The sequence below is a fragment of the Acinetobacter sp. YH12072 genome, from assembly GCF_013419565.1.
GTDB lineage: Bacteria > Pseudomonadota > Gammaproteobacteria > Pseudomonadales > Moraxellaceae > Acinetobacter.
Genome location: NZ_VOZV01000017.1, coordinates 41225 through 60059 on the forward strand (window position 1 = coordinate 41225; position 18835 = coordinate 60059).

At 43.0% G+C, this 18835-nt stretch carries 19 protein-coding genes; 7 read left to right on the top strand and 12 right to left on the bottom strand.

The genetic code is table 11. The features are described from left to right. The first annotated feature begins 47 nt into the window (after positions 1 to 47). Complete coding sequence (locus tag FTU19_RS08920; RefSeq protein WP_004787012.1) at positions 48 to 611, top strand: hypothetical protein; 564 nt, start codon at positions 48 to 50, stop codon at positions 609 to 611. A 223-nt stretch (positions 612 to 834) separates the two neighbouring features. On the opposite strand, the gene FTU19_RS08925 is transcribed toward FTU19_RS08920, so the two are convergent. Continuing rightward, complete coding sequence (locus tag FTU19_RS08925) at positions 835 to 1167, bottom strand: HopJ type III effector protein (RefSeq protein ID WP_180054063.1); 333 nt, start codon at positions 1165 to 1167, stop codon at positions 835 to 837. Between the two features lie 166 nt (positions 1168 to 1333). Between FTU19_RS08925 and crcB the strand changes: the two genes are divergently transcribed. Further along, entirely contained in the window at positions 1334 to 1714 is a 381-nt protein-coding gene (gene crcB / locus FTU19_RS08930; RefSeq protein ID WP_180054062.1) for a fluoride efflux transporter CrcB, read from the top strand. A 77-nt stretch (positions 1715 to 1791) separates the two neighbouring features. Here the strand turns inward: crcB and FTU19_RS08935 are convergent, their stop codons facing one another. Together FTU19_RS08935 and FTU19_RS08940 are read right to left on the bottom strand one after the other, a co-directional pair. After that, positions 1792 to 2043, bottom strand: a complete 252-nt coding sequence (locus FTU19_RS08935) for a type B 50S ribosomal protein L31 (RefSeq protein ID WP_004787006.1) — start codon at positions 2041 to 2043, stop codon at positions 1792 to 1794. Between the two features lie 97 nt (positions 2044 to 2140). Next, positions 2141 to 3439: an AarF/ABC1/UbiB kinase family protein gene (locus FTU19_RS08940; RefSeq protein WP_166135870.1), complete on the bottom strand. Its 1299-nt coding sequence runs from the start codon at positions 3437 to 3439 to the stop codon at positions 2141 to 2143. A 288-nt stretch (positions 3440 to 3727) separates the two neighbouring features. Between FTU19_RS08940 and FTU19_RS08945 the strand changes: the two genes are divergently transcribed. Next, positions 3728 to 3934: a DUF1737 domain-containing protein gene (locus FTU19_RS08945; protein WP_034701512.1), complete on the top strand. Its 207-nt coding sequence runs from the start codon at positions 3728 to 3730 to the stop codon at positions 3932 to 3934. Positions 3935 to 3964: 30 nt separating this feature from the next. Here FTU19_RS08945 and FTU19_RS08950 read toward each other — a convergent pair whose 3' ends face one another. Both FTU19_RS08950 and FTU19_RS08955 read right to left on the bottom strand, forming a co-directional pair. Continuing rightward, positions 3965 to 5323 carry an MATE family efflux transporter gene (locus tag FTU19_RS08950; protein ID WP_180130848.1) on the bottom strand — a complete coding sequence of 453 codons (1359 nt, stop codon included), beginning with the start codon at positions 5321 to 5323 and terminating at the stop codon, positions 3965 to 3967. Between the two features lie 40 nt (positions 5324 to 5363). Further along, the gene (locus tag FTU19_RS08955; RefSeq protein WP_166135880.1) at positions 5364 to 5822 is read right to left on the bottom strand and encodes a DMT family transporter; all 459 of its coding nucleotides are present in this window, start codon (positions 5820 to 5822) and stop codon (positions 5364 to 5366) included. Between the two features lie 126 nt (positions 5823 to 5948). Between FTU19_RS08955 and hemW the strand changes: the two genes are divergently transcribed. Further along, the gene (hemW, locus tag FTU19_RS08960) at positions 5949 to 7103 is read left to right on the top strand and encodes a radical SAM family heme chaperone HemW (protein WP_180130850.1); all 1155 of its coding nucleotides are present in this window, start codon (positions 5949 to 5951) and stop codon (positions 7101 to 7103) included. Positions 7104 to 7207: 104 nt separating this feature from the next. Here the strand turns inward: hemW and FTU19_RS08965 are convergent, their stop codons facing one another. The 6 genes from FTU19_RS08965 to hemF all read right to left on the bottom strand — a co-directional run bounded on the left by FTU19_RS08965 (position 7208) and on the right by hemF (position 12841). Beyond that, positions 7208 to 7492 (bottom strand): hypothetical protein, encoded by a 285-nt coding sequence (locus FTU19_RS08965; protein WP_166135886.1) that lies wholly within the window; start codon positions 7490 to 7492, stop codon positions 7208 to 7210. A 378-nt stretch (positions 7493 to 7870) separates the two neighbouring features. After that, positions 7871 to 8080: a cold-shock protein gene (locus tag FTU19_RS08970; RefSeq protein ID WP_004786992.1), complete on the bottom strand. Its 210-nt coding sequence runs from the start codon at positions 8078 to 8080 to the stop codon at positions 7871 to 7873. 359 nt (positions 8081 to 8439) lie between these two features. Further along, positions 8440 to 10263 carry an acyl-CoA dehydrogenase C-terminal domain-containing protein gene (locus FTU19_RS08975; RefSeq protein WP_166135889.1) on the bottom strand — a complete coding sequence of 608 codons (1824 nt, stop codon included), beginning with the start codon at positions 10261 to 10263 and terminating at the stop codon, positions 8440 to 8442. A 386-nt stretch (positions 10264 to 10649) separates the two neighbouring features. Then, positions 10650 to 11438, bottom strand: coding sequence for a shikimate dehydrogenase (gene aroE / locus FTU19_RS08980; protein ID WP_166135892.1), 789 nt, complete (start codon positions 11436 to 11438; stop codon positions 10650 to 10652). A 98-nt stretch (positions 11439 to 11536) separates the two neighbouring features. Next, on the bottom strand, positions 11537 to 11743 hold the full coding sequence (locus FTU19_RS08985) for a hypothetical protein (protein ID WP_004786985.1): 207 nt from the start codon (positions 11741 to 11743) through the stop codon (positions 11537 to 11539). Positions 11744 to 11893: 150 nt separating this feature from the next. Then, the gene (gene hemF / locus FTU19_RS08990) at positions 11894 to 12841 is read right to left on the bottom strand and encodes an oxygen-dependent coproporphyrinogen oxidase (protein WP_180130853.1); all 948 of its coding nucleotides are present in this window, start codon (positions 12839 to 12841) and stop codon (positions 11894 to 11896) included. A gap of 241 nt (positions 12842 to 13082) precedes the next feature. Here hemF and hemN point away from each other — a divergent pair, with 241 nt between their 5' ends. Further along, the gene (hemN, locus tag FTU19_RS08995) at positions 13083 to 14456 is read left to right on the top strand and encodes an oxygen-independent coproporphyrinogen III oxidase (protein WP_166135898.1); all 1374 of its coding nucleotides are present in this window, start codon (positions 13083 to 13085) and stop codon (positions 14454 to 14456) included. 121 nt (positions 14457 to 14577) lie between these two features. On the opposite strand, the gene ribA is transcribed toward hemN, so the two are convergent. Next, the gene (ribA, locus tag FTU19_RS09000) at positions 14578 to 15180 is read right to left on the bottom strand and encodes a GTP cyclohydrolase II (protein WP_004786979.1); all 603 of its coding nucleotides are present in this window, start codon (positions 15178 to 15180) and stop codon (positions 14578 to 14580) included. A 311-nt stretch (positions 15181 to 15491) separates the two neighbouring features. Here ribA and dxs point away from each other — a divergent pair, with 311 nt between their 5' ends. Both dxs and FTU19_RS09010 read left to right on the top strand, forming a co-directional pair. Beyond that, a complete protein-coding gene (dxs, locus tag FTU19_RS09005; RefSeq protein ID WP_180130854.1) occupies positions 15492 to 17402 on the top strand; it encodes a 1-deoxy-D-xylulose-5-phosphate synthase in 1911 nt (636 codons plus the stop codon). Positions 17403 to 17516: 114 nt separating this feature from the next. Beyond that, a complete protein-coding gene (locus FTU19_RS09010) occupies positions 17517 to 18347 on the top strand; it encodes an inositol monophosphatase family protein (RefSeq protein ID WP_004786976.1) in 831 nt (276 codons plus the stop codon). Positions 18348 to 18835: the final 488 nt, after the last annotated feature.

Below are 18835 nucleotides of genomic sequence, written 5' to 3' on the forward strand. Positions count from 1 at the left end.
TCAAGCAAGATATTCTTGAAAAGATTTGATGGAATAAAGACAGAATTATGTTCAAACATCTTCGATACTATGCTTTGGCGGCCAGTCTTTTACTACCGCTTTATGGTCACACTTCTGTAGACCATAATGTTGCCAAAGGACTGCCACCGATGGCTAAAGACCAATCTATTTCAGTCTTGCAGCCGTTTAAAGGTGATTTCCGCATTCTGGGATCAAAAATTTATACCGACGATGAGCAGGCCAAGTTCTCTCCGATCGATTATGCGGTGAGTTGGGGGCTGTTTGCACAACCTGAAATTGCCCGGCACATTACAGTCAACCAGTATAACCGTTACCTGAACTGGAAAATGGATCGCGTGCCAGTGCCTATTGAACAGGCTAAACAGATGGTATCCAATATGCACATCATCCCTGCCAATCCACAAATTGCCAAAGCAATTAAACAGGTAAAACGGGGTGACCTGGTGCGTTTGCAAGGGGAACTGGTGGAAGTACGTGATAAAGACCTCGTCTGGAAATCCTCTTTAACTCCAACCGATACCGGTGATGGCGCTTGTGAAGTGTTTCGGGTCAGCTCAATCAAGTGGATTGAGAAAGTGGGTAAAGGTTAAAACTGGAAAACTTATGGCTTTCTGAAAGGGTCGCTTGGAGTGCTTCAGGGTGACCAGGCTTTATTGATATTTAATTTATTTTTAGCCTTATAGTTTTTCATTTTTAAAGTGAACTACTTCTTCCAAAAAATAATTTTAATCTTAAATATGAATGTCATCTTGTTCTGTTATTTTGATATAAAAAACCGCCAGAAATAGGCGGTTTTTTATTTTAAAGACATGCTTATTTGGCAACCAGTGCTTCACTTTCAAAGGCAATGCCATCCCAGCCATTTTGCATGAACTGGCGGATATTCTGGTGATCCGTTGCTTCTGGCGTGGCCAGTACAGCCGCATAGTGTTCTGCAAACAGGCTCAAGGTTTGTACCTGATCTAGGCCATTCAGTTGGGCAAATGAAAATACTTTGGCACTGCCTTGGTTTTCAGTGGCAGCATTAGCCTGTTGACCATTTTTAAAAGCAGTTGGTGTATGAGCATAGCGCGCATCGATATATGCAATTACATCTGCAAATTTAGCTTCGCCCGCAGCCAATTGAACCAGTAATTCCTGAGCCATGTGGATTCCCTCTAGACTTAAATCAATTTGAATGGCGTCGAATATACCAATTTTTTGGCAAAGATCCATGTTCATTCTGCAATTTTAGGTGCATGATGTTATTCATTATTCTCGTCCCACATGGTGGCTGAGAAAAGGTTTAAGATCGAATAAAGACGGAGTAGACATGAACTGGCTTTTGGTGGCAATGGGCGGCGCGATCGGGGCAACACTGCGTTATGGAGCAGGAATGTTGATTGCCAAGCCACAGATGCTATTTCCGTGGCCGACCTGGTGGACCAATATTATAGGCTGTCTGTTTGCCGGGATTTTCTTTGCCCTTAGCCAGAAATACAGTTTCCTGCAAACTGAAGCACGGCTATTTTTGATGGTAGGCATCTTGGGCGGCTTTACGACTTTTTCCAGTTTTGGCCTAGAAACTTTTCAGCTGCTTAAGCAGGGTGCAGTCACGATTGCCCTCAGTTATGTGATCTCTAGTGTGATTGTCGGAGTATTGATGCTGGGTGTGGGCTTCTATTTAACTCAGCTGGCTTTAGCGCAGGCATAAAAAAGTCAGGAAATTGGAGGTAATTTCCTGACATAAACCGCGATTTAAATTGAGAGTAAAAATCGGAGGTTTTAAGTTTAACCACGTTTAAAACGGGCAAAACGTTTGTTAAAGCTCGCTACGCGACCTTCATTACTGGTTTGACGTTGCTCACCGGTATAAAACGGATGTGAAGCACTCGAAATATCCAGGGTGACATAAGGATAGGTCTTACCTTCATATTCCTTGGTCTGGCTAGAAGTCATGGTGCTGCCAATCACGAAGTAGGCATCAGCATTGGTGTCATGAAATAAAACTTCTCGATATTCGGGATGAATGTCTGGACGCATCGTAATATTCCTCTTGTAATTTAAGAGTAATGTTATAATGTAACATTTGATATTTCAAGTGAAGTAGGGTTACAGCTTGTAAGCTTATTACTTCAACTTAACTGCGACTTGGCACGATTTCTTCAAATACATCACTCAAATCATCATGTACTTTCAAATGAATCAAGTTCCAGTATTGTCCGGAAATAGTACGGTTCACCATCAGGGTATCTGGCGACGGTTTGAATACATCCCAATATTTCAGAGAAGGTTTGAGCAATTCCATTCCATCATGATGTGCTGAGTTTTTAGCAAAATCATAATTAGTGGTTAAAGGACGCATCAGCACTTCTAGCCATTGTTCATACAGATCGGCCGGGAATTTTCCGGTTTCTGTCAGGGTATGCAAGGCATCCAGTTGCTGTTCAATGGTCGAAATATCCTTGTCACGGGCTGCATGGATCAACTCTTTGAAATGAGTAATGATCTCGGTAGAAAGCGTTTTAACACCGCCGTAATCGTAAATAATCACCGAGCCATCTTCACGGAAGGCAAAGTTCCCTGGATGCGGATCACAATGGAAACGTTTCAGATAGAAAATTTCCTGACCAATCGCACGGAATAAACGGCGGCCTAGGGCATTACGGGTTTCTAGCGGCCATTGGCTGGCTGTTTCCATACTTTCACCCTGTTCCAAGCTTAGGGTCAGAATATGGCGGGAAGAATATTCACTAAATACTTTCGGAATCACAATTTGGTGATCGAGCGATTCATGAAAGGCACGTGCCACTTCCAGATTCTGAGCTTCAATTTCATAATTGAGTTCATTGTCCAGACTATGCTGGATTTCCTTGAATAGCTGATCCTGCAATTTGCGGTCAATTTTTAGTACACCCATCAAACGCAAGGCCAGACGAACCTGTTTCAGGTCACTTTCACAGGCTTCTTCCACTCCCGGATATTGCACCTTGACCACAACCTGCTGGCCATCGGGTAGCGTCGCTTTATGTACCTGTCCGATTGAGGCTGCAGCAAAAGGCTGCTCATCAAACTGCTGGAATAGGTCCTGCAAAGATTTTCCCAATTCTTTTTCGACCTGAGACTGAATCTCTTTAAATGGCATCGGTGGAGCCTGACGCTGCAATTTGGAGATGGCTCGAGCAACTTCAGGCGGGAAAATATCTTTATATTGTGAGGCAATCTGGCCGACTTTCATCACCGCACCTTTCATTTCCCCCAAGGTATCAGCAATCTGTACTCCAATATCCTGAAATAATTTACTGCGTGCAGCATTTTTCTGCTCTTCATCCGCAGTTAAATTTTTAATCGAATTGGATAGGGTTTTACTTGCAATACTTGCGGTCATTCCAGCCAATTTCATAAAGCGGCGACCAGGCGTTCGAGCCGTTTTTGCCATGCGAGATTCCTCAAAATCACCATTTTTATGGGTGTATTTGATCATAGGTGACAAACTATAAATTGCCTATATTTAATTGTAGATGTTATGTTGCAAAGCTTCTCAAAGTATTCATATTTGCTTGATATTGTTCATTTGATTTATGCAATTTTTAAACCAACTCGGCGTATGTACGGCAGTTTTTAAATCAATTATTTAATTATTCTGGAGAGAGCAAAGCATGATTTTTCAGTGCCTTTCCATGATGAAAGTCTTAAAATAATCGCATCTCAAGATCAAGAAATTTCAATGAAAGTCTATCGATATTTTACTGGTAAAGATGATGTGAATTTTTGTGCCCGTGTGACCAAGGCACTCAATGAAGGCTATGAACTTTATGGTGCACCGACCATGACCTTTAATGGAACAGATGTCATTGTCGGGCAAGTGGTGATTAAGGAAGTGGCGGATGAGTCGGAAATTCCACAGGGATTAAAAGATGCATTAAATCAGTAATTCAATGCATCTTTTTAAATAATAAGAGAATTAGGCACGCTGGCTTAAACGTTTGTTATTGCCATAAAGTCGTGCCAGCAATAAAACACAGGCCACGCTTAGACCGACAATCAGTCCGACCCAGACGCCTGCCGCACCCATATCTCCAAAACGGGATAGATAAACCCCTACAGGAAAGGCAATCACCCAATAGGCAATCATGGTGATCCACATGGGACCTTTGGTATCCTGCATGCCGCGTAAGCAACCTGCAGCACTGATCTGCCAGGCATCCATCAGCTGATAGGCCACAGCAAAGAGCACCAGATAAAGCGCAATCTGGGTCACCATAGGATCAGAGGTATAAAGCGCTACGATTTCACTACGGAACACCCAGAGTAATAACATGATGAGCAGAGCCAAAATCGTCGCGGTCATCAGACCTAAGCCTTGCACTCTACGCATGGCATCCCAGTTCTGTTCACCATAATAAGTTCCCACCCGAATGGTTAGTGCAATGGCGAGAGACATCGGAATCATGAACAGCTGTGAGGTAACAGAAATAGCAATCTGGTGAGCGGCCACAATGGTTTCACCCAATGGGCTCAAGACTATCGCTGCGGTACTAAAAATACTCACTTCAAAGAAAATTGCCAGTCCGATCGGAAAGCCCAGCTTTAAAATCCGTTTCAGCCAATATCCGTTCAGCTTTTCCCAGTGACTAAATGGCTGACTACTTTGATAAACCCGATTTTTAAAAATATACAGCGCCAAGCTGAGTACCATTAACCATTGCAGAATTGCTGTGGCAAAACCACAACCGGCACTGCCCAGTGCCGGAATAGGGCCAACTCCATACATAAAAATGAAGTTTAATGGAACCAAAAGCAGTAGCGCCATGAGGCTAATAGCAGTGACCGGACGTGGATAACCAATGGCTTCAGAATAACCACGTAAAGCCGCATACATGGTCACAGCAGGCATACCAAAGCCGATGGCATGTAGGAACAGACCAGCCTTAGGTTGCAAGCTTTCTGGGACACCTAGTAAAGGTAAAGAGAGGGGCAAAACTTGTAAAACCAGACCCGCAATCACCCCAAGGATGAATGCGACCCATAATGATTGTCGCGCAATTGTGGCAATTTTCTCAGGTGTACGTGCACCTTTAGCTTCAGCGACTAGAGGCGTGGTGGCGATCATGATGCCACTGAAGAGTAGCATGACTGGAATCCAGAGGCCGACACCAACCGCAATCGCTGCCAGATCAGTTGGTGAGAGACGCCCGGCCATAATGGTATCAATCAGGCCCAAACCTGCCTGGGAGAATTGTGTGACCAGAATGGGCAACATCAGATGGAACAGCTGTTTTAATTCATAACGACGGGTTGTGGCTGTCAAAACATTCGACACAAAAATTACTCATTAGTGATCATGTGCTTAGAGATAAGGTTTAGCGTTGTAAAGTGAGAAGCACACCAATAAAAATCACCACGCCACCTAAAAGACGTTGCCAGTTCACCGGCATTTTTTCATTGCCCAGCAGACCAAACTGATCGACGATCATGGACATCACCATCTGACCAAAAATAATCATTCCAGTCAGTGTCAGGAAGCCCATTTTGGGAGCAGCATAAATGCTCATGCTAATTGCATAAACACCCAAAAATCCACCTAACCAGAGATACCAGGGAACTGCCATCAGCTCCTGTAAGCCTGGTTTGGGATGTGACTGAAATAGCACGATGCCGGCAAGCACTATTGTACCAATCAAAAAGGAAAAAAATGCAGCTTGAATAGGAGAATATAAATATTCTTTTAACTGGGTATTAATAGCCGTCTGTAAGGTCAGCAAGACCCCGATTGCAAAGACCAAAGGCAGTAAAATGAGGAGCTGGGAAGATATTTTCATAATTTTAACTATCTAATTCTATTTAAATTTTTAGGCATTAGGCGATGGCGATTTTAATTTTAGCAGTGTTGTTGCCGAGTCATGTTAAAATTACGCTAGATCTTGTAGTTGTTTTTGAGTAGTTCTTTGGCTGAATTGAATCCTGCACTTATTCCCTTATCCCTGTATATTCATATGCCGTGGTGTGTACGTAAATGTCCGTATTGTGACTTTAACTCGCATGCCGTGCCTGATGGGGAGTTGTCTCTCGAGCTGGAGCGGGAATATCTGCATGCGCTGGTAGAGGACTTTAAAACTCAGGTTGATTTTGCCCAAGGCCGTTCGATTCATAGTGTATTTATCGGAGGGGGAACGCCATCACTGATCTCTGCTGCAGGTTATCAGTGGCTGTTTACCGAACTGAAAGCACTGATTCCTTTTGAAGAGAATTGTGAAATCACACTGGAAGCCAATCCAGGTACGGTGGAGCATGATCCATTTGCTGGCTATTTAGCAGCTGGTATTAATCGTCTTTCTATTGGCGTGCAAAGTTTTAATACCGAGCATCTGAAAAAGCTGGGCCGAATCCATAGCAATGAAGATGCGATCTCGGCGATTGGCCTGGCGCGTGATGCTGGTTTTCAACGGATTAATGTGGATTTGATGCATGGCTTACCTGAACAGACACTAGAGCAGGCACTCAATGACCTGAAACTGGCAGTTGAGAATGGCGCTACGCATATTTCGTGGTATCAGTTAACCATTGAGCCGAATACCGTGTTTTTCCGTACTCAGCCGATTTTACCAGTCGATGAAGTACTGGAAGAGATTCAGGAACAGGGCGAGGCCTATTTAAAAGCCAATGGCTTTATCAATTATGAAGTCTCTGCCTGGCGTAAAGAATTACCCTCAGCACATAACCTGAATTACTGGCAATTTGGTGATTATCTGGCCATTGGAGCAGGGGCACATGGCAAAGTGACTCAACCGGATGGTGTTTACCGTTTCCAGAAAACCCGTTTGCCTAAAGACTATTTAGCCAAAGTGCCAGCCGAACATTTGCAGTTTAAGCGCATCGAAGCGGCAGATATGCCGTTTGAATTTATGATGAATGCCTTACGTTTAAATGATGGTGTGGAAGCGAAGCTTTATCTTGAACGAACAGGCTATAGTCTGGATACACTGGATGAATTGCTGACTTCATTGCGCCAACGCCAATTAATGGTAGAAGATACAGAACGTCTGGCATGTACTGAGCAAGGTCACATCTTTTTAAACTCTGTGCTGGAAGAGTTTCTTTAATTGCCTAATCTATCCGAATAATTAATCCAGTTTAAAAAGAAAAAGCCCGATGAGTTACATCGGGCTTTTTCTTCTCTCTCCACTATGCATTTAAGCCATTCGGATTAACGATACTTAGGTGGCAACTTGTGATGCGGGCCATTGTGATGATTTTTGTTGAAGAAGCCCTTATGGTCTTTCTTGCCAAATTTATCATGACGATCATGCTGGTTAAAATGCGCTTTAGGAGGTGCTTTATGGAAACCCCCTTTATGCGGCATTGGTTTCTTATCAAAATGATGCGCTGATGGCGTTGGATGACGATGATCCGGTCCAGGAGCCGCCATTGCTGACATGGTAGCTGTTGTTGCGATCAAGCCAATCATTAAAGAAGAAACTAGTTTTTTCATGATCATACTCATATTTATTCAATGAGTTCATCATAGGAGTCAGTGATGTAGGGAAAATGGAGCTATAGACAAGACTTTTGTAAATTCTAGGATTTCTTTAAACTTTTTATTTAAGTAATTAATAAATAATATTTTTAATTAAAACTTCTATATTTTTATGGGCAATTTTTGATTTTAAAATCATCAAAATTCTTCTCAGTTTCTTCATGTTTTAACCTGAATAAATTTAGATGAAGAAATTTAGGACAAGATGATGAATGAAAAGCGAATATTTTTAATTATCTTTAAAATTTAATTAATTGATCTAGAAACTAAAATTAGCCAATTTAAGGTACAAAAAAAGCACTCTAATGAGTGCTTTTTTTCATCTTCGCAATATTAGATTGCAGTGATGTTAGTCGCTGTAGGACCTTTTTGGCCTTGAGCTACGCTGAAAGAAACCTTTTGGCCTTCAGCTAAAGTTTTGAAACCTGAACCTTGGATTTCGCTGAAGTGAGCGAAAACATCTGGACCATTGTCTTGTTGAATGAAGCCAAAACCTTTAGTTTCGTTGAACCACTTTACTGTACCGGTAACTGTGTTAGACATAATATAACCTATTGAATCTTATGGATTTATAGTCAAAATTTCAGATGACTAGCTGTAACTTTGAAAAATAAAAAGGATGGAGCTTATTGATCTTTAAAACGAAGGTTTATGACTAAAACTGCGATACTTAAAAGAAGACTAACCAAAACAAGAATTTTTCTAGTTATCGCCATCATACCCTGTATTTATAGATATTCAAGTAAATTATATGGATTATTTAATAGACGTCTGAAAATTATAGATATAAATTTGTGTAGTTTGTGTACGCAGCAGATTTTTCTTTGTATCCAGTCATCATTTTGACATATGAAAAAGAGCGCCGTAGCGCTCTTTTTAAAGCTAAAACCTAAACTTTTGACTTAGTAATCAAAACTGAAGTGTTCTGCTGCCAGTGAAGTCATGGTTTTGGATGGATTCACCATTGCTTCAGCATGGCCTTGGGCACGTGGCAATAAACGCTCAAAGTAGAAATCAGCAGTTTTAATTTTCGCTTTGTAGAACTCTGGAACTTCTGCACCATCACCAGCAACCAGTTTCGCTGAAGCCACTGCAGCTTGTTGTGCCCAGAAGTAAGCCATCATTACATAGCCTGAGAACATCAGGAAGTCCACAGAAGCAGAGGATACGATGTCACGGTCTTTACGTGCTGCCAGCATGATACGTACAGTTAACGCATTCCACTGTGCACATAGCTTGGTCAGGTCCCAGGCAAAACGGCGCATGTATTTATTGCGTGCATGCTGTCCACAGAATTTCAGAATTTCAGCGGTGTAATCACGAATCACTTTACCTTTAGAGGTTAGCAGGACCTTACGACCAATCAGGTCAAGTGCCTGAACGCCAGTCGTTCCTTCGTACAGGGTAGAGATACGTGAATCACGAACGATTTGCTCCATGCCCCATTCTTTGATGTAACCATGACCACCAAATACTTGCATACCGTGGTTCGCTGCTTCATAACCCATTTCAGTCAGGAAGCCTTTCAGAATAGGGGTATAGAAACCTAAGTGATCATCCTGCTGTTCAAATTCAGCAGTATCACCACGCAGCAGAGCATCATTCATGTTATCTGCGATTTGTGCAGCATGATAGATCATGGCACGACCACCTTCAGCAATCGCTTTCTGGGTCAACAGCATACGGCGTACATCAGCATGGTGGATAATCGCATCCGCCACTTTTTCTGGATCTTTTTTACCAGACAGGGCACGCATCGACATACGTTCTTTGGCATATGGCAATGCACCCTGGAACGATAGTTCTGCATGACAGATACCTTGGATTGCGGTACCAATACGCGCGGTATTCATGAAGGTAAACATGGCATGCAAGCCTTTGTTTGGCTCGCCAATTAAATAACCTACTGCATTGTCAAAGTTTAGTACCGCTGTTGCAGAGGCACGGATCCCCATTTTGTGTTCAATCGAACCACAGTTCACCGCATTGCGTTCACCAATACCGCCATCTTCAGTGGCAATGAATTTCGGTACGATGAACAGGGAAATGCCTTTGGTGCCTTGTGGCGCATCTGGAAGGCGTGCCAAAACGATGTGCACGATATTTTCAGTTAAATCGTGTTCACCCGCAGAAATGAAGATTTTAGTGCCAGAAATCGCATAAGTGCCATCAGCTTGCGGTTCTGCTTTAGTTTTTACCTGACCCAGGTCGGTACCACATTGTGGCTCAGTCAGACACATGGTTCCTGACCAGGTACCTGCAACCAAATGCGGTAGATAGGTGTTTTTCTGCTCGTCAGTACCATACTGGATGATGGTATTGATACAGCCCACGCTCAAACCTGGATACATCTGGAAAGACCAGTTTGCTGTACCCATCATTTCGGATTTGATCAGGTTTAAAGACATCGGCAGGTTTTGACCGCCAAATTCTTCAGGATAAGACAGACCTTGCCAGCCACCTTGTACGAACTGATCATAAGCTTCCTTGAAGCCTTTAGGTGTGCGTACTTCGCCATTTTCAAAATGACAGCCTTCTGCATCGCCGGTCTGGTTCAGTGGAGAAAGTACATTTTCACAGAAATCTGCCGCACCTTCTAGAATCATGTCTACCGTATCTGCATCGGCATATTCGCCATTTGACAGTTTTTGGTAATGTGCAGGGTAATCAAGCACTTCATTCATTAAGAAGCGAATATCACGTAAAGGAGCTTTATATGCTGGCATGCGTTTAATCCTGATTAAAATAGTTTTGGATTATCTGTATCGATTCTATGATTATTCACATTGGGGATAAAAAAACATTGATAAAGACAACAAATAAAAATGTCAGAAAAGCGAATCGAGAAGATCAGACAAGTTTAAAGATTAAATAACGGAACTCTCCATCTTTAAATAAGGCACTTCTATTTAAAAATGCCTATCTGTCTGGACTTTAATCAACATTTAGGGAGATTGTCTAGGGGTATTTTTGTATGAATTGTACACGAATGTTAGGGTCTAATCATTGGATAAATCATGTCATTAAATCCAATTTAATTTTATTATTTTTAATGAAAGGAAAAGAGCGAACGGATTAATGGCTAACCCGTTCATCTCAAAAATATTCAGAATTAAAGAAAATCTTTCAACTCAGGTTTTACTCCGTTCCAGATATAAAAAGATTCAATGGCCTGACCGACTAGCATGCCGAAACCTTCAGAGGTAGGGACGCCACGGGCTTTGGCTTGATCTAAGAACGTGGACGGTTTGCCATAGGCCATTTCATAGGCATGTTTAAACTGTAGAGCTTCAGGTAGTACCAGCGCATCACCGCTAAGACTGGCAGAAGTCGCATTAATCACGATATCAAACTCACCAGCTAAATCAGTTAAGGCAATGGCTTGTAACTCCGCTTGAGGCACAGCGTCTTTTAGATCGGCAACCAGTTGTTCTGCACGTGACAAAGTACGGTTAGCAATAACAATCTTCTTCACACTAGCCTGTACCAATGGATAGATCACGCCGCGGGTCGCGCCACCAGCACCAATAATCAGGATATCGGTATTTTCCAGAGTCCAGTCAAGAGCACGAATAGCCTCGACTAAGCCTTGTCCGTCAGTATTGTCACCATGCAGAATGCCATCTTTCATCCATAGGGTATTCACGGCTTTGGCGATTTTGGCGCGTTCGGTAAGGACCTGGCACTGGGCAAAGGCCTGTTCTTTGAAGGGCACAGTCACATTCATGCCAATACCGCCCTGAGCAAAAAATTCCTGGATATTGGCTGTGAAACCATCCAGAGGGGCAAGGCGTTTGGTATAGGTCAGATTGACCCCGGTTTTGGCAGCGAAAGCCTGATGCAGTTCAGGAGAGCGTGATTGTTCGATGGGGTTGCCAATGACGGCAAATTGCTTGCTCATTTCACCATGTCCATGTGCGGAAATGGCCATTAATATACGTGAAAATGCAGGAGGGCTAAAGCCTGTCAGCAGTGAAAAGCAGGCTAAAGATTAAAGGTTTAGGAACTGCAAATCTCAATAATATGTTCGACAAATAGCAAGGCCATACTAAATAAGGTTCCGGCAATCGTGAGGACACTCACAGAAATGGCAACTACATCTAAAATCAGGTTATGACTGATAACAGCGGTACTAATCGCACTAATACCAAGCGCCAGAAATAGCCAAAAGGCCAACGTAGCAGGATTAAGGTGAAGCTTAAACATTGTTATTTTTACCTAGCAGAATTTATCTTTATCAGAGTCAAGATCAAGGAGTAGATCCTGAAATATCTTTCTGAATTGCAGTATAGAGGATTTATCCATTAAAAAAGCCCTCTATCTGAGGGCAATTTGTATTTAAATATTTTGATTGCTTTATTTTGTTTTTAATTCTGTTAACCAGTCATGCGGTTTAAGGTAGTAATCGGTCAAACGTTTTTCTGGTGATCCTTCAGCCCATTCTGGGCGATATAACCAGCCGGTAAGAGGTGGCAGGCTGACTAGAATCGATTCAATCCGGCCGCCCGTCTGCAGGCCAAACAGTGTGCCACGGTCATATACCAGATTGTATTCCACATAACGGCCACGACGGTACAGCTGGAAATCACGTTGTGCTTCAGTATAAGACTTGTCTTGGTTACGCTGGAAAATTGGCAGAATGGCCTCTAAATAGCCATTGCCTACAGCCTGCATATACTGAAAACAGGTTTCAAAATCCCATTGATTCAGGTCATCAAAGAATAGACCGCCGACACCGCGCTGCTCATCACGATGTTTTAGATAGAAATAATCATCACACCATTTTTTATGTTCTGGATAAACCTCTTCGCCAAAAGGTGCACACAGGTCATATGCTGTCTGGTGCCATGACAGCACATCTTCATCATTTGGATAGAAAGGGGTGAGGTCAAAACCGCCACCAAACCACCAGATTGGATCCTGACCTTCTTTTTCCGCCACAAATAAACGTACATTGGCATGTGAGGTCGGGACATTCGGATTTTTAGGATGGATAACCAAAGATACACCCATGGCTTGAGCTTTAGCTCCGGCTATATTCGGATGGCGTTCAGTGGCAGAAGCGGGCAGTTTGGAAATATTGATGTGAGAGAACATCACACCGCCTTTTTCAATCACCGTACCATTTTGCAGCACGCGTGAACGGCCGCCGCCACCTTCAGGACGTTCCCAGTCATCAATCACAAATTCGGCTGTACCGCCACCGGCACGTTCCTGCTGTTCCAGCGCGGCACAAATCCGGGCTTGCAGGTCGAGGAGAAAATCGCGAACGCGTTGAATATCTGCAGAGGTAGGATGCTGCATCAGAACCCTCATAGGGAAATAAAAAGACTGCTTACATCAAAGCATAAAATGGCCTAAAAATTAAGGTGTTTTTCTGGATGCTCACCATCTGTAACAACATTCAACCTAATGTTTTAGAAGGATGTGTAGAGCATTAAATCCGACCAGACTACTAGGTTGAATTCTTTTTTTGAGCTCCGCACAATAACCTCAACAGCGCTTATGCAGCGCATTAACCTGACTGATAAGGTGGTAGGCATTCATGACTGTGCAGGCAAATTCTCTCATTCAAAAATATAATGTCCCCGGTCCTCGCTACACCAGTTATCCAACTGTACCTTATTGGGAAGAGTCAGGATTTTCACTAGAGCTTTGGAAGCAGACACTAAAACGTTCTTTTCAGGAGTCGAATGCGACTGAAGGCGTTAGCCTGTATATCCATCTACCATTTTGTGAAAGCTTATGCACCTTTTGTGGCTGTCATAAACGGGTGACCAAACGTCATGAAGTCGAGCTGCCTTATATACAAGCTGTGCTGAAAGAATGGGAGTTATATTGTGAGCTGTTGCAAGAGAAACCCATCATCAAAGAAATTCATCTCGGCGGTGGGACACCAACGTTCTTTTCTATTGAAAATTTAACCCAGCTCATTCAAGGTATTTTGTCCAAAGCCGAGATTGCAGCAGAACATGAATTCAGCTTCGAAGGTCATCCAAACAATACCACGCGTGAGCATTTGCAAGGCTTATATGACTTGGGCTTTCGTCGGGTCAGTTATGGCGTGCAGGATTATAATGAAACCGTACAAAAAGCCATTCACCGCATTCAACCTTATGAAAATGTTAAACAGGTGACTGAATGGGCACGTGAAATTGGTTATGAATCGATTTCGCATGATCTGGTTTTTGGTCTGCCATTTCAAAGTCTGGATGATGTTTTAAATACTATTGATCAGACCAATTCATTGTTACCAGACCGTCTGGCCTTATATAGCTATGCACATGTGCCTTGGATTAAAGGGAATGGCCAGCGCGGTTTTAAAGATGCGGATGTGCCAAAAGATGAGATCAAGCGTCAATGTTATGAAGAGGGTAAGAAAAAGCTCCTAGCGCATGGTTATCATGAAATTGGTATGGATCATTTCGCGCTAGAAAAAGACAGCATGTACCAATCCTTTCAATCCGGAACTTTGCACCGCAATTTTATGGGTTATACCGCGTCTAAAACTCAGGTGATGATCGGACTCGGAATCTCTTCGATTAGTGATAGCTGGTATAGCTTCGCACAGAATGTGAAAACCATTGAAGAATATTATGAACTGCTAGAGCGGAATCAGATTCCAGTGGTAAAAGGGCATATCCTGACTCAGGAAGACCTGATCATTCGTAAACATATCCTGAATCTGATGTGTAGTTTTACTACTTCATGGGAAAGTGGAGACATACAGTTTGCTGAAATTGATGAAGTGCTAAAGCAGCTTGAGGAAATGCAGCAGGATCAGCTAATCAAAATTGAAGACTCTTCAGTCACGATTTTGGAGAAAGGGAAACCATTTGTACGCAATATTTGCATGGCTTTTGATTTACGTTTAAAGCGTCGTATGCCAGAGAACCGGATTTTCTCAATGACGATTTAAGAATCCCTCTTAGGATCTTATAAATCCCTCCAAACCTCCCTTTAAAAAAGGGAGGCTTCCCTATACTTATATAAAAGGAAATTTCCCCTCTTTGAAAAAGAGGGGGCAGGGGGAGATTCTTTTAAAAATCTTCCTTCTGATACATATGTGCCATACGCTCATGCTTGGTTTTGAGGTATTGCTCATTGAATGGATTCAGACCCACAGTGAGTGGTACACGGTCCACTACATTAATGCCTTGCTCTTTCAGTGCATCAATTTTTAAAGGGTTATTGGTGATCAGGCGGACGGCTTTTACACCTAGGTGATCCAGCATGATGCTGCACATATCATATTGACGTGCATCTGCCGGTAAATTCAGCATCAGATTGGCATCGACCGTATCATGACCCTGGTCTTGCAAGGCATATGCACGGATTTTATTGGTCAGGCCAATTCCGCGTCCTTCCTGACGTAAATAAAGAATGACACCGCGACCCACTTCATTAATCAGTTTTTGTGTTGCCTGGAGTTGAGGGCCACAGTCGCATTTTAATGAAGCAAAGGCATCACCGGTTAAACATTCAGAATGTACACGGACCAGCACAGGTTCATCACTTGGTTCTTCGAGGCCTTTAGAAAGAGCGACATGTTCTTCGCCAGTTTTAGGGTCTTGAAAAACAGTAATTTTAAATTCACCATGAGCGGTCGGTAATCTTGAAGTTGCGACAAATTCGATAGGCACAGCTGAACCCGTAAAATCCTAATAAAGTAGCTAAAGTATAGCGTAATGCTTAAACATTAGTAGAATTGCTCAGCTGAATTTATGAAGAACATTTTCTTTTTTGTAGAAAGCGAACGATAATAGTTGATAAATAGTAAGATTATTCAGGATAATCGTAGCCTGCAAATTTTTCACCCCGACGAGATCGCTGTTTAATATTGCATCGCTAGAAGCGTAGCTGAATTGAAGCTGCTACAATTCAACTATATGATCGGTTATTCCCCATTGACCTAGCTTAAGATTTTGCCAGGCTTTAGAAGGCTTTGCCATATATGCTGTATACAGAAATACCAACTCAACGCCCTGTAACACCGTTGCTTGATGCGATCGATCATCCTGAGCAACTGCGTGCACTCGAGCAAAGCCAGCTCACTCAAGTGGCAGATGAGTTACGTCAATTCATTTTGTATGCTGCGGGTCAGAGTGGTGGACACTTTGGGGCCAATCTGGGTGTGATTGAGCTCACAGTCGCTTTACATTACTGCTTTAATACGCCACATGATCGCCTGATCTGGGATGTGGGTCATCAGGCTTATCCGCATAAGGCGTTGACTGGACGTCGTGAACAGCTCACTACAATCCGTGCCAAAGATGGTCTGGCCGCATTTCCAGCGCGTGAAGAATCTGAATTTGATACTTTTGGGGTAGGACATTCATCTACCGCCATTTCTGCTGGCCTTGGCATGGCTTTGGCCCGCCGTTATCAGAACAATCCGTGTGAAGTCGTATCAATCATTGGTGATGGGGCCATGACAGCAGGCATGGCTTTTGAAGCGATGAATGATGCTGTGGCACATCAGGCTGACCTGATGGTGATTCTGAACGACAATGATATGTCGATCTCTTGCAGTACTGGTGGTTTTGCCAAGCATCTTGCTGCAATCTGGGAACGTGGCGAATTCGTCAATGTGACTGAAGATGGTGAGGCTTATGTACAGCCACATCCGGAATGGCTTTATAACTCGCGTTTACATCAAGCTGCAACTGATGCCGCAGATAACCTGTTTAAAGCCATTGGTTTTGATTATTTTGGTCCTTATGATGGCCATGATGTTAAACAGCTGGTACATGTCTTTAAAGCCTTGAAAAAACGTAAAGGTCCGCGTCTAATCCATATCTATACCAAAAAAGGTAAGGGCTTTGCGCCAGCAGAATGTGACCAGATTAAATACCACGCCATTAGTAAACTCAATGCAGTTGCAGTCCCTAATCCAGCACCGAAATATTCGGATGTATTTGGACAATGGTTATGTGATGAAGCAGCACAGGATAAACGCCTATTGGCGATTACTCCGGCAATGTGTGAAGGTTCAGGCATGGTGCAGTTTGCCAAAGAATATCCTGAACGTTTCTTTGATGTGGCCATTGCAGAACAACATGCAGTAACGCTTGCCGCTGGCATGGCTTGTGAAGGTCTTAAACCGGTCGTCGCTATCTATTCAACTTTCCTGCAACGGGGTTATGATCAGTTGGTGCATGACGTGGCGTTGCAAAATCTGGATGTAACGTTTGGGATCGACCGTGCCGGTCTGGTCGGTGAAGATGGCCCAACGCATGCCGGTGCCTATGATTATGCCTATATGCGTACCATTCCGAATCTGGTGATCATGGCACCAAAAGATGAGAATGAATGCCGTCAAATGTTGCATACGGCTTATCTGTATCATGGTCCGGCAGCAGTGCGTTATCCGCGCGGGAATGGACTGGGTGTGGAAATCCAGAAAACCATGACCGAGATGCAGATCGGTCAGGCAGAATTATTGCTCAGCCTGAACGAACAATATGATGAATATGTTTCGATTCTAGCGTTCGGTAGTCGGGTTCAAGCCGCAGTGGAAGCCGCTCAGGTATTTGCCAGCAAGCATGATGTGGGTGTACGCGTGGTAAATATGCGTTTCATCAAACCACTGGATACCAAAATGTTAAACCAGCTGGCCCATTCAACCAGTCTGTTTGTCACTGTTGAAGAACATGCAGTCATGGGCGGTGCAGGAAGTGCTGTGAATGAGTATCTGGCTGAAGTTCAGATCGTTAAACCAATCCTGAATCTAGGTTTGGCAGATAGTTTTATGGCACAAGCAACACATAGTCAAATGTTGCAACAGGCAGGACTTGATAGCCAAGGCATTGAAAAATCAATCAATGAAGCCTGGTCAAAGCTCGGACAAAGTGTCCTGTTATAAACTCTTAAAAAGTTTCGACACATTTTTTCCCAAAAAGCCCGGATATTTGCTAAAATATGCGGGCTTTTATGCATTATTCTTTATCAGTATCTTCAAATTTGTAGTGGGTGTTCAATGGAACCTATGGTGGTGATGGCTGCGCGTGCGGCTCAATTAGTTGGTCAAGAGCTTTTAAAAGCGCATCAAAATCGTCATAAACTCGATCTGCAAGTCGAAGAAAAAGGCATTGATGGTCCGGTAACGCGTGTAGATCGTTATCTGGAACAGTTGACCATCGATACTCTACGTAAAAGCTATAAAAATCACAGTTTCCTTGGTGAAGAATTTGGTCTGCAAGAAGGTAAAGGTCACGACGCTGATTGGTGTTGGGTGATCGATCCACTTGATGGCACACTAAACTTTATCAACGGTTTTCCGCATTTCTGTATCTCTATCGCAGTTCAGCACAAAGGTGTAACTCAACACGGTGTTATTTATGACCCTGTGAAAGATGAGCTATTCTCTGCGAGCCGTGGTCGTGGTGCGATGCTAAACCAGCGCCGTATCCGTGTAAATGTTAAAGACAGTCTGAACAATACTTTCCTGGCAGTAGGTCATGCTTACCGTACTAAACGTAATGGTGAAGTAGTCTCTTATGCCAAGAATCATTTTGATGCATTGCTCAATGTGACTGAAGCAGGTGCACAATTCCGTCGTGGCGGTTCAGCTGCCTTGGATCTGGCTTATGTAGCTGCTGGTCGTCTTGATGGTTACTTCGAGCTTGGCTTGAAACCTTGGGATATTGCAGCAGGTGAGTTAATCGTGAAAGAAGCGGGCGGTACTGTGGTTGATGCGCGTGGTGGTAGCGATTCTATGGAAAATGGTCAAGTTTTGGCTTGTTCAATGAAAATGCTGAAACCTCTTATGCAAGCAGTTGTTCCTGCTTGGGGTGAGGCAGCGAAATAATCGGGTTTAACGCCGTAAATCGAATATTAAAAAGGTATCTCTCGGGATGCCTTTTTTATTTTTTAAAAATAATTATGAGATAAATATCTTCATATTTAGATGATTCACAGCATTGATAAAAAGAAAATTGACCGGCCGGAGAATTAATTACATTTCTTTTCTTGGTTAAGTCTTGGAAATTGATGAAGAAATTAGCAGTTAAACAAAATAATCTGAAAAGCGGATGACTTTATGAATAATCCTGCTATAATCTGCGCACGCACTTAATTTCTGTTCGTCACCTGAACATTTCTCTTCTTATCATTGTGTATGCGCGTGCGGTCCAAAGAGAGGACGATATCTCGCGCCCCAATCGCTAAAGCGATTCCTTCAGGTTATGCCGTAATCATGCGTGCGTTATATCACATCGTCGTTACTCGGATCGCCGCTGAATCATCTCTTTTCAGCGTTTAATTGCTGTACCGCTTTTTGTCGATGTCCATTTGACT

What these genes read in the sequence shown, in the direction of transcription:
- FTU19_RS08975 (WP_166135889.1), bottom strand. Translation starts at nt 10,263, where the DNA reads ATGCCAGCATATAAAGCTCCTTTACGTGATATTCGCTTCTTAATGAAT.
- hemF (WP_180130853.1), bottom strand. Translation starts at nt 12,841, where the DNA reads ATGCAGCATCCTACCTCTGCAGATATTCAACGCGTTCGCGATTTTCTC.
- FTU19_RS08935 (WP_004787006.1), bottom strand. Translation starts at nt 2,043, where the DNA reads ATGCGTCCAGACATTCATCCCGAATATCGAGAAGTTTTATTTCATGAC.
- FTU19_RS09010 (WP_004786976.1), top strand. Translation starts at nt 17,517, where the DNA reads ATGGAACCTATGGTGGTGATGGCTGCGCGTGCGGCTCAATTAGTTGGT.
- dxs (WP_180130854.1), top strand. Translation starts at nt 15,492, where the DNA reads ATGCTGTATACAGAAATACCAACTCAACGCCCTGTAACACCGTTGCTT.
- FTU19_RS08970 (WP_004786992.1), bottom strand. Translation starts at nt 8,080, where the DNA reads ATGTCTAACACAGTTACCGGTACAGTAAAGTGGTTCAACGAAACTAAA.
- crcB (WP_180054062.1), top strand. Translation starts at nt 1,334, where the DNA reads ATGAACTGGCTTTTGGTGGCAATGGGCGGCGCGATCGGGGCAACACTG.
- FTU19_RS08965 (WP_166135886.1), bottom strand. Translation starts at nt 7,492, where the DNA reads ATGAAAAAACTAGTTTCTTCTTTAATGATTGGCTTGATCGCAACAACA.
- FTU19_RS08955 (WP_166135880.1), bottom strand. Translation starts at nt 5,822, where the DNA reads ATGAAAATATCTTCCCAGCTCCTCATTTTACTGCCTTTGGTCTTTGCA.
- FTU19_RS08945 (WP_034701512.1), top strand. Translation starts at nt 3,728, where the DNA reads ATGAAAGTCTATCGATATTTTACTGGTAAAGATGATGTGAATTTTTGT.
- FTU19_RS08920 (WP_004787012.1), top strand. Translation starts at nt 48, where the DNA reads ATGTTCAAACATCTTCGATACTATGCTTTGGCGGCCAGTCTTTTACTA.
- FTU19_RS08985 (WP_004786985.1), bottom strand. Translation starts at nt 11,743, where the DNA reads ATGTTTAAGCTTCACCTTAATCCTGCTACGTTGGCCTTTTGGCTATTT.
- hemN (WP_166135898.1), top strand. Translation starts at nt 13,083, where the DNA reads ATGACTGTGCAGGCAAATTCTCTCATTCAAAAATATAATGTCCCCGGT.
- aroE (WP_166135892.1), bottom strand. Translation starts at nt 11,438, where the DNA reads ATGAGCAAGCAATTTGCCGTCATTGGCAACCCCATCGAACAATCACGC.
- FTU19_RS08940 (WP_166135870.1), bottom strand. Translation starts at nt 3,439, where the DNA reads ATGGCAAAAACGGCTCGAACGCCTGGTCGCCGCTTTATGAAATTGGCT.
- FTU19_RS08925 (WP_180054063.1), bottom strand. Translation starts at nt 1,167, where the DNA reads ATGGCTCAGGAATTACTGGTTCAATTGGCTGCGGGCGAAGCTAAATTT.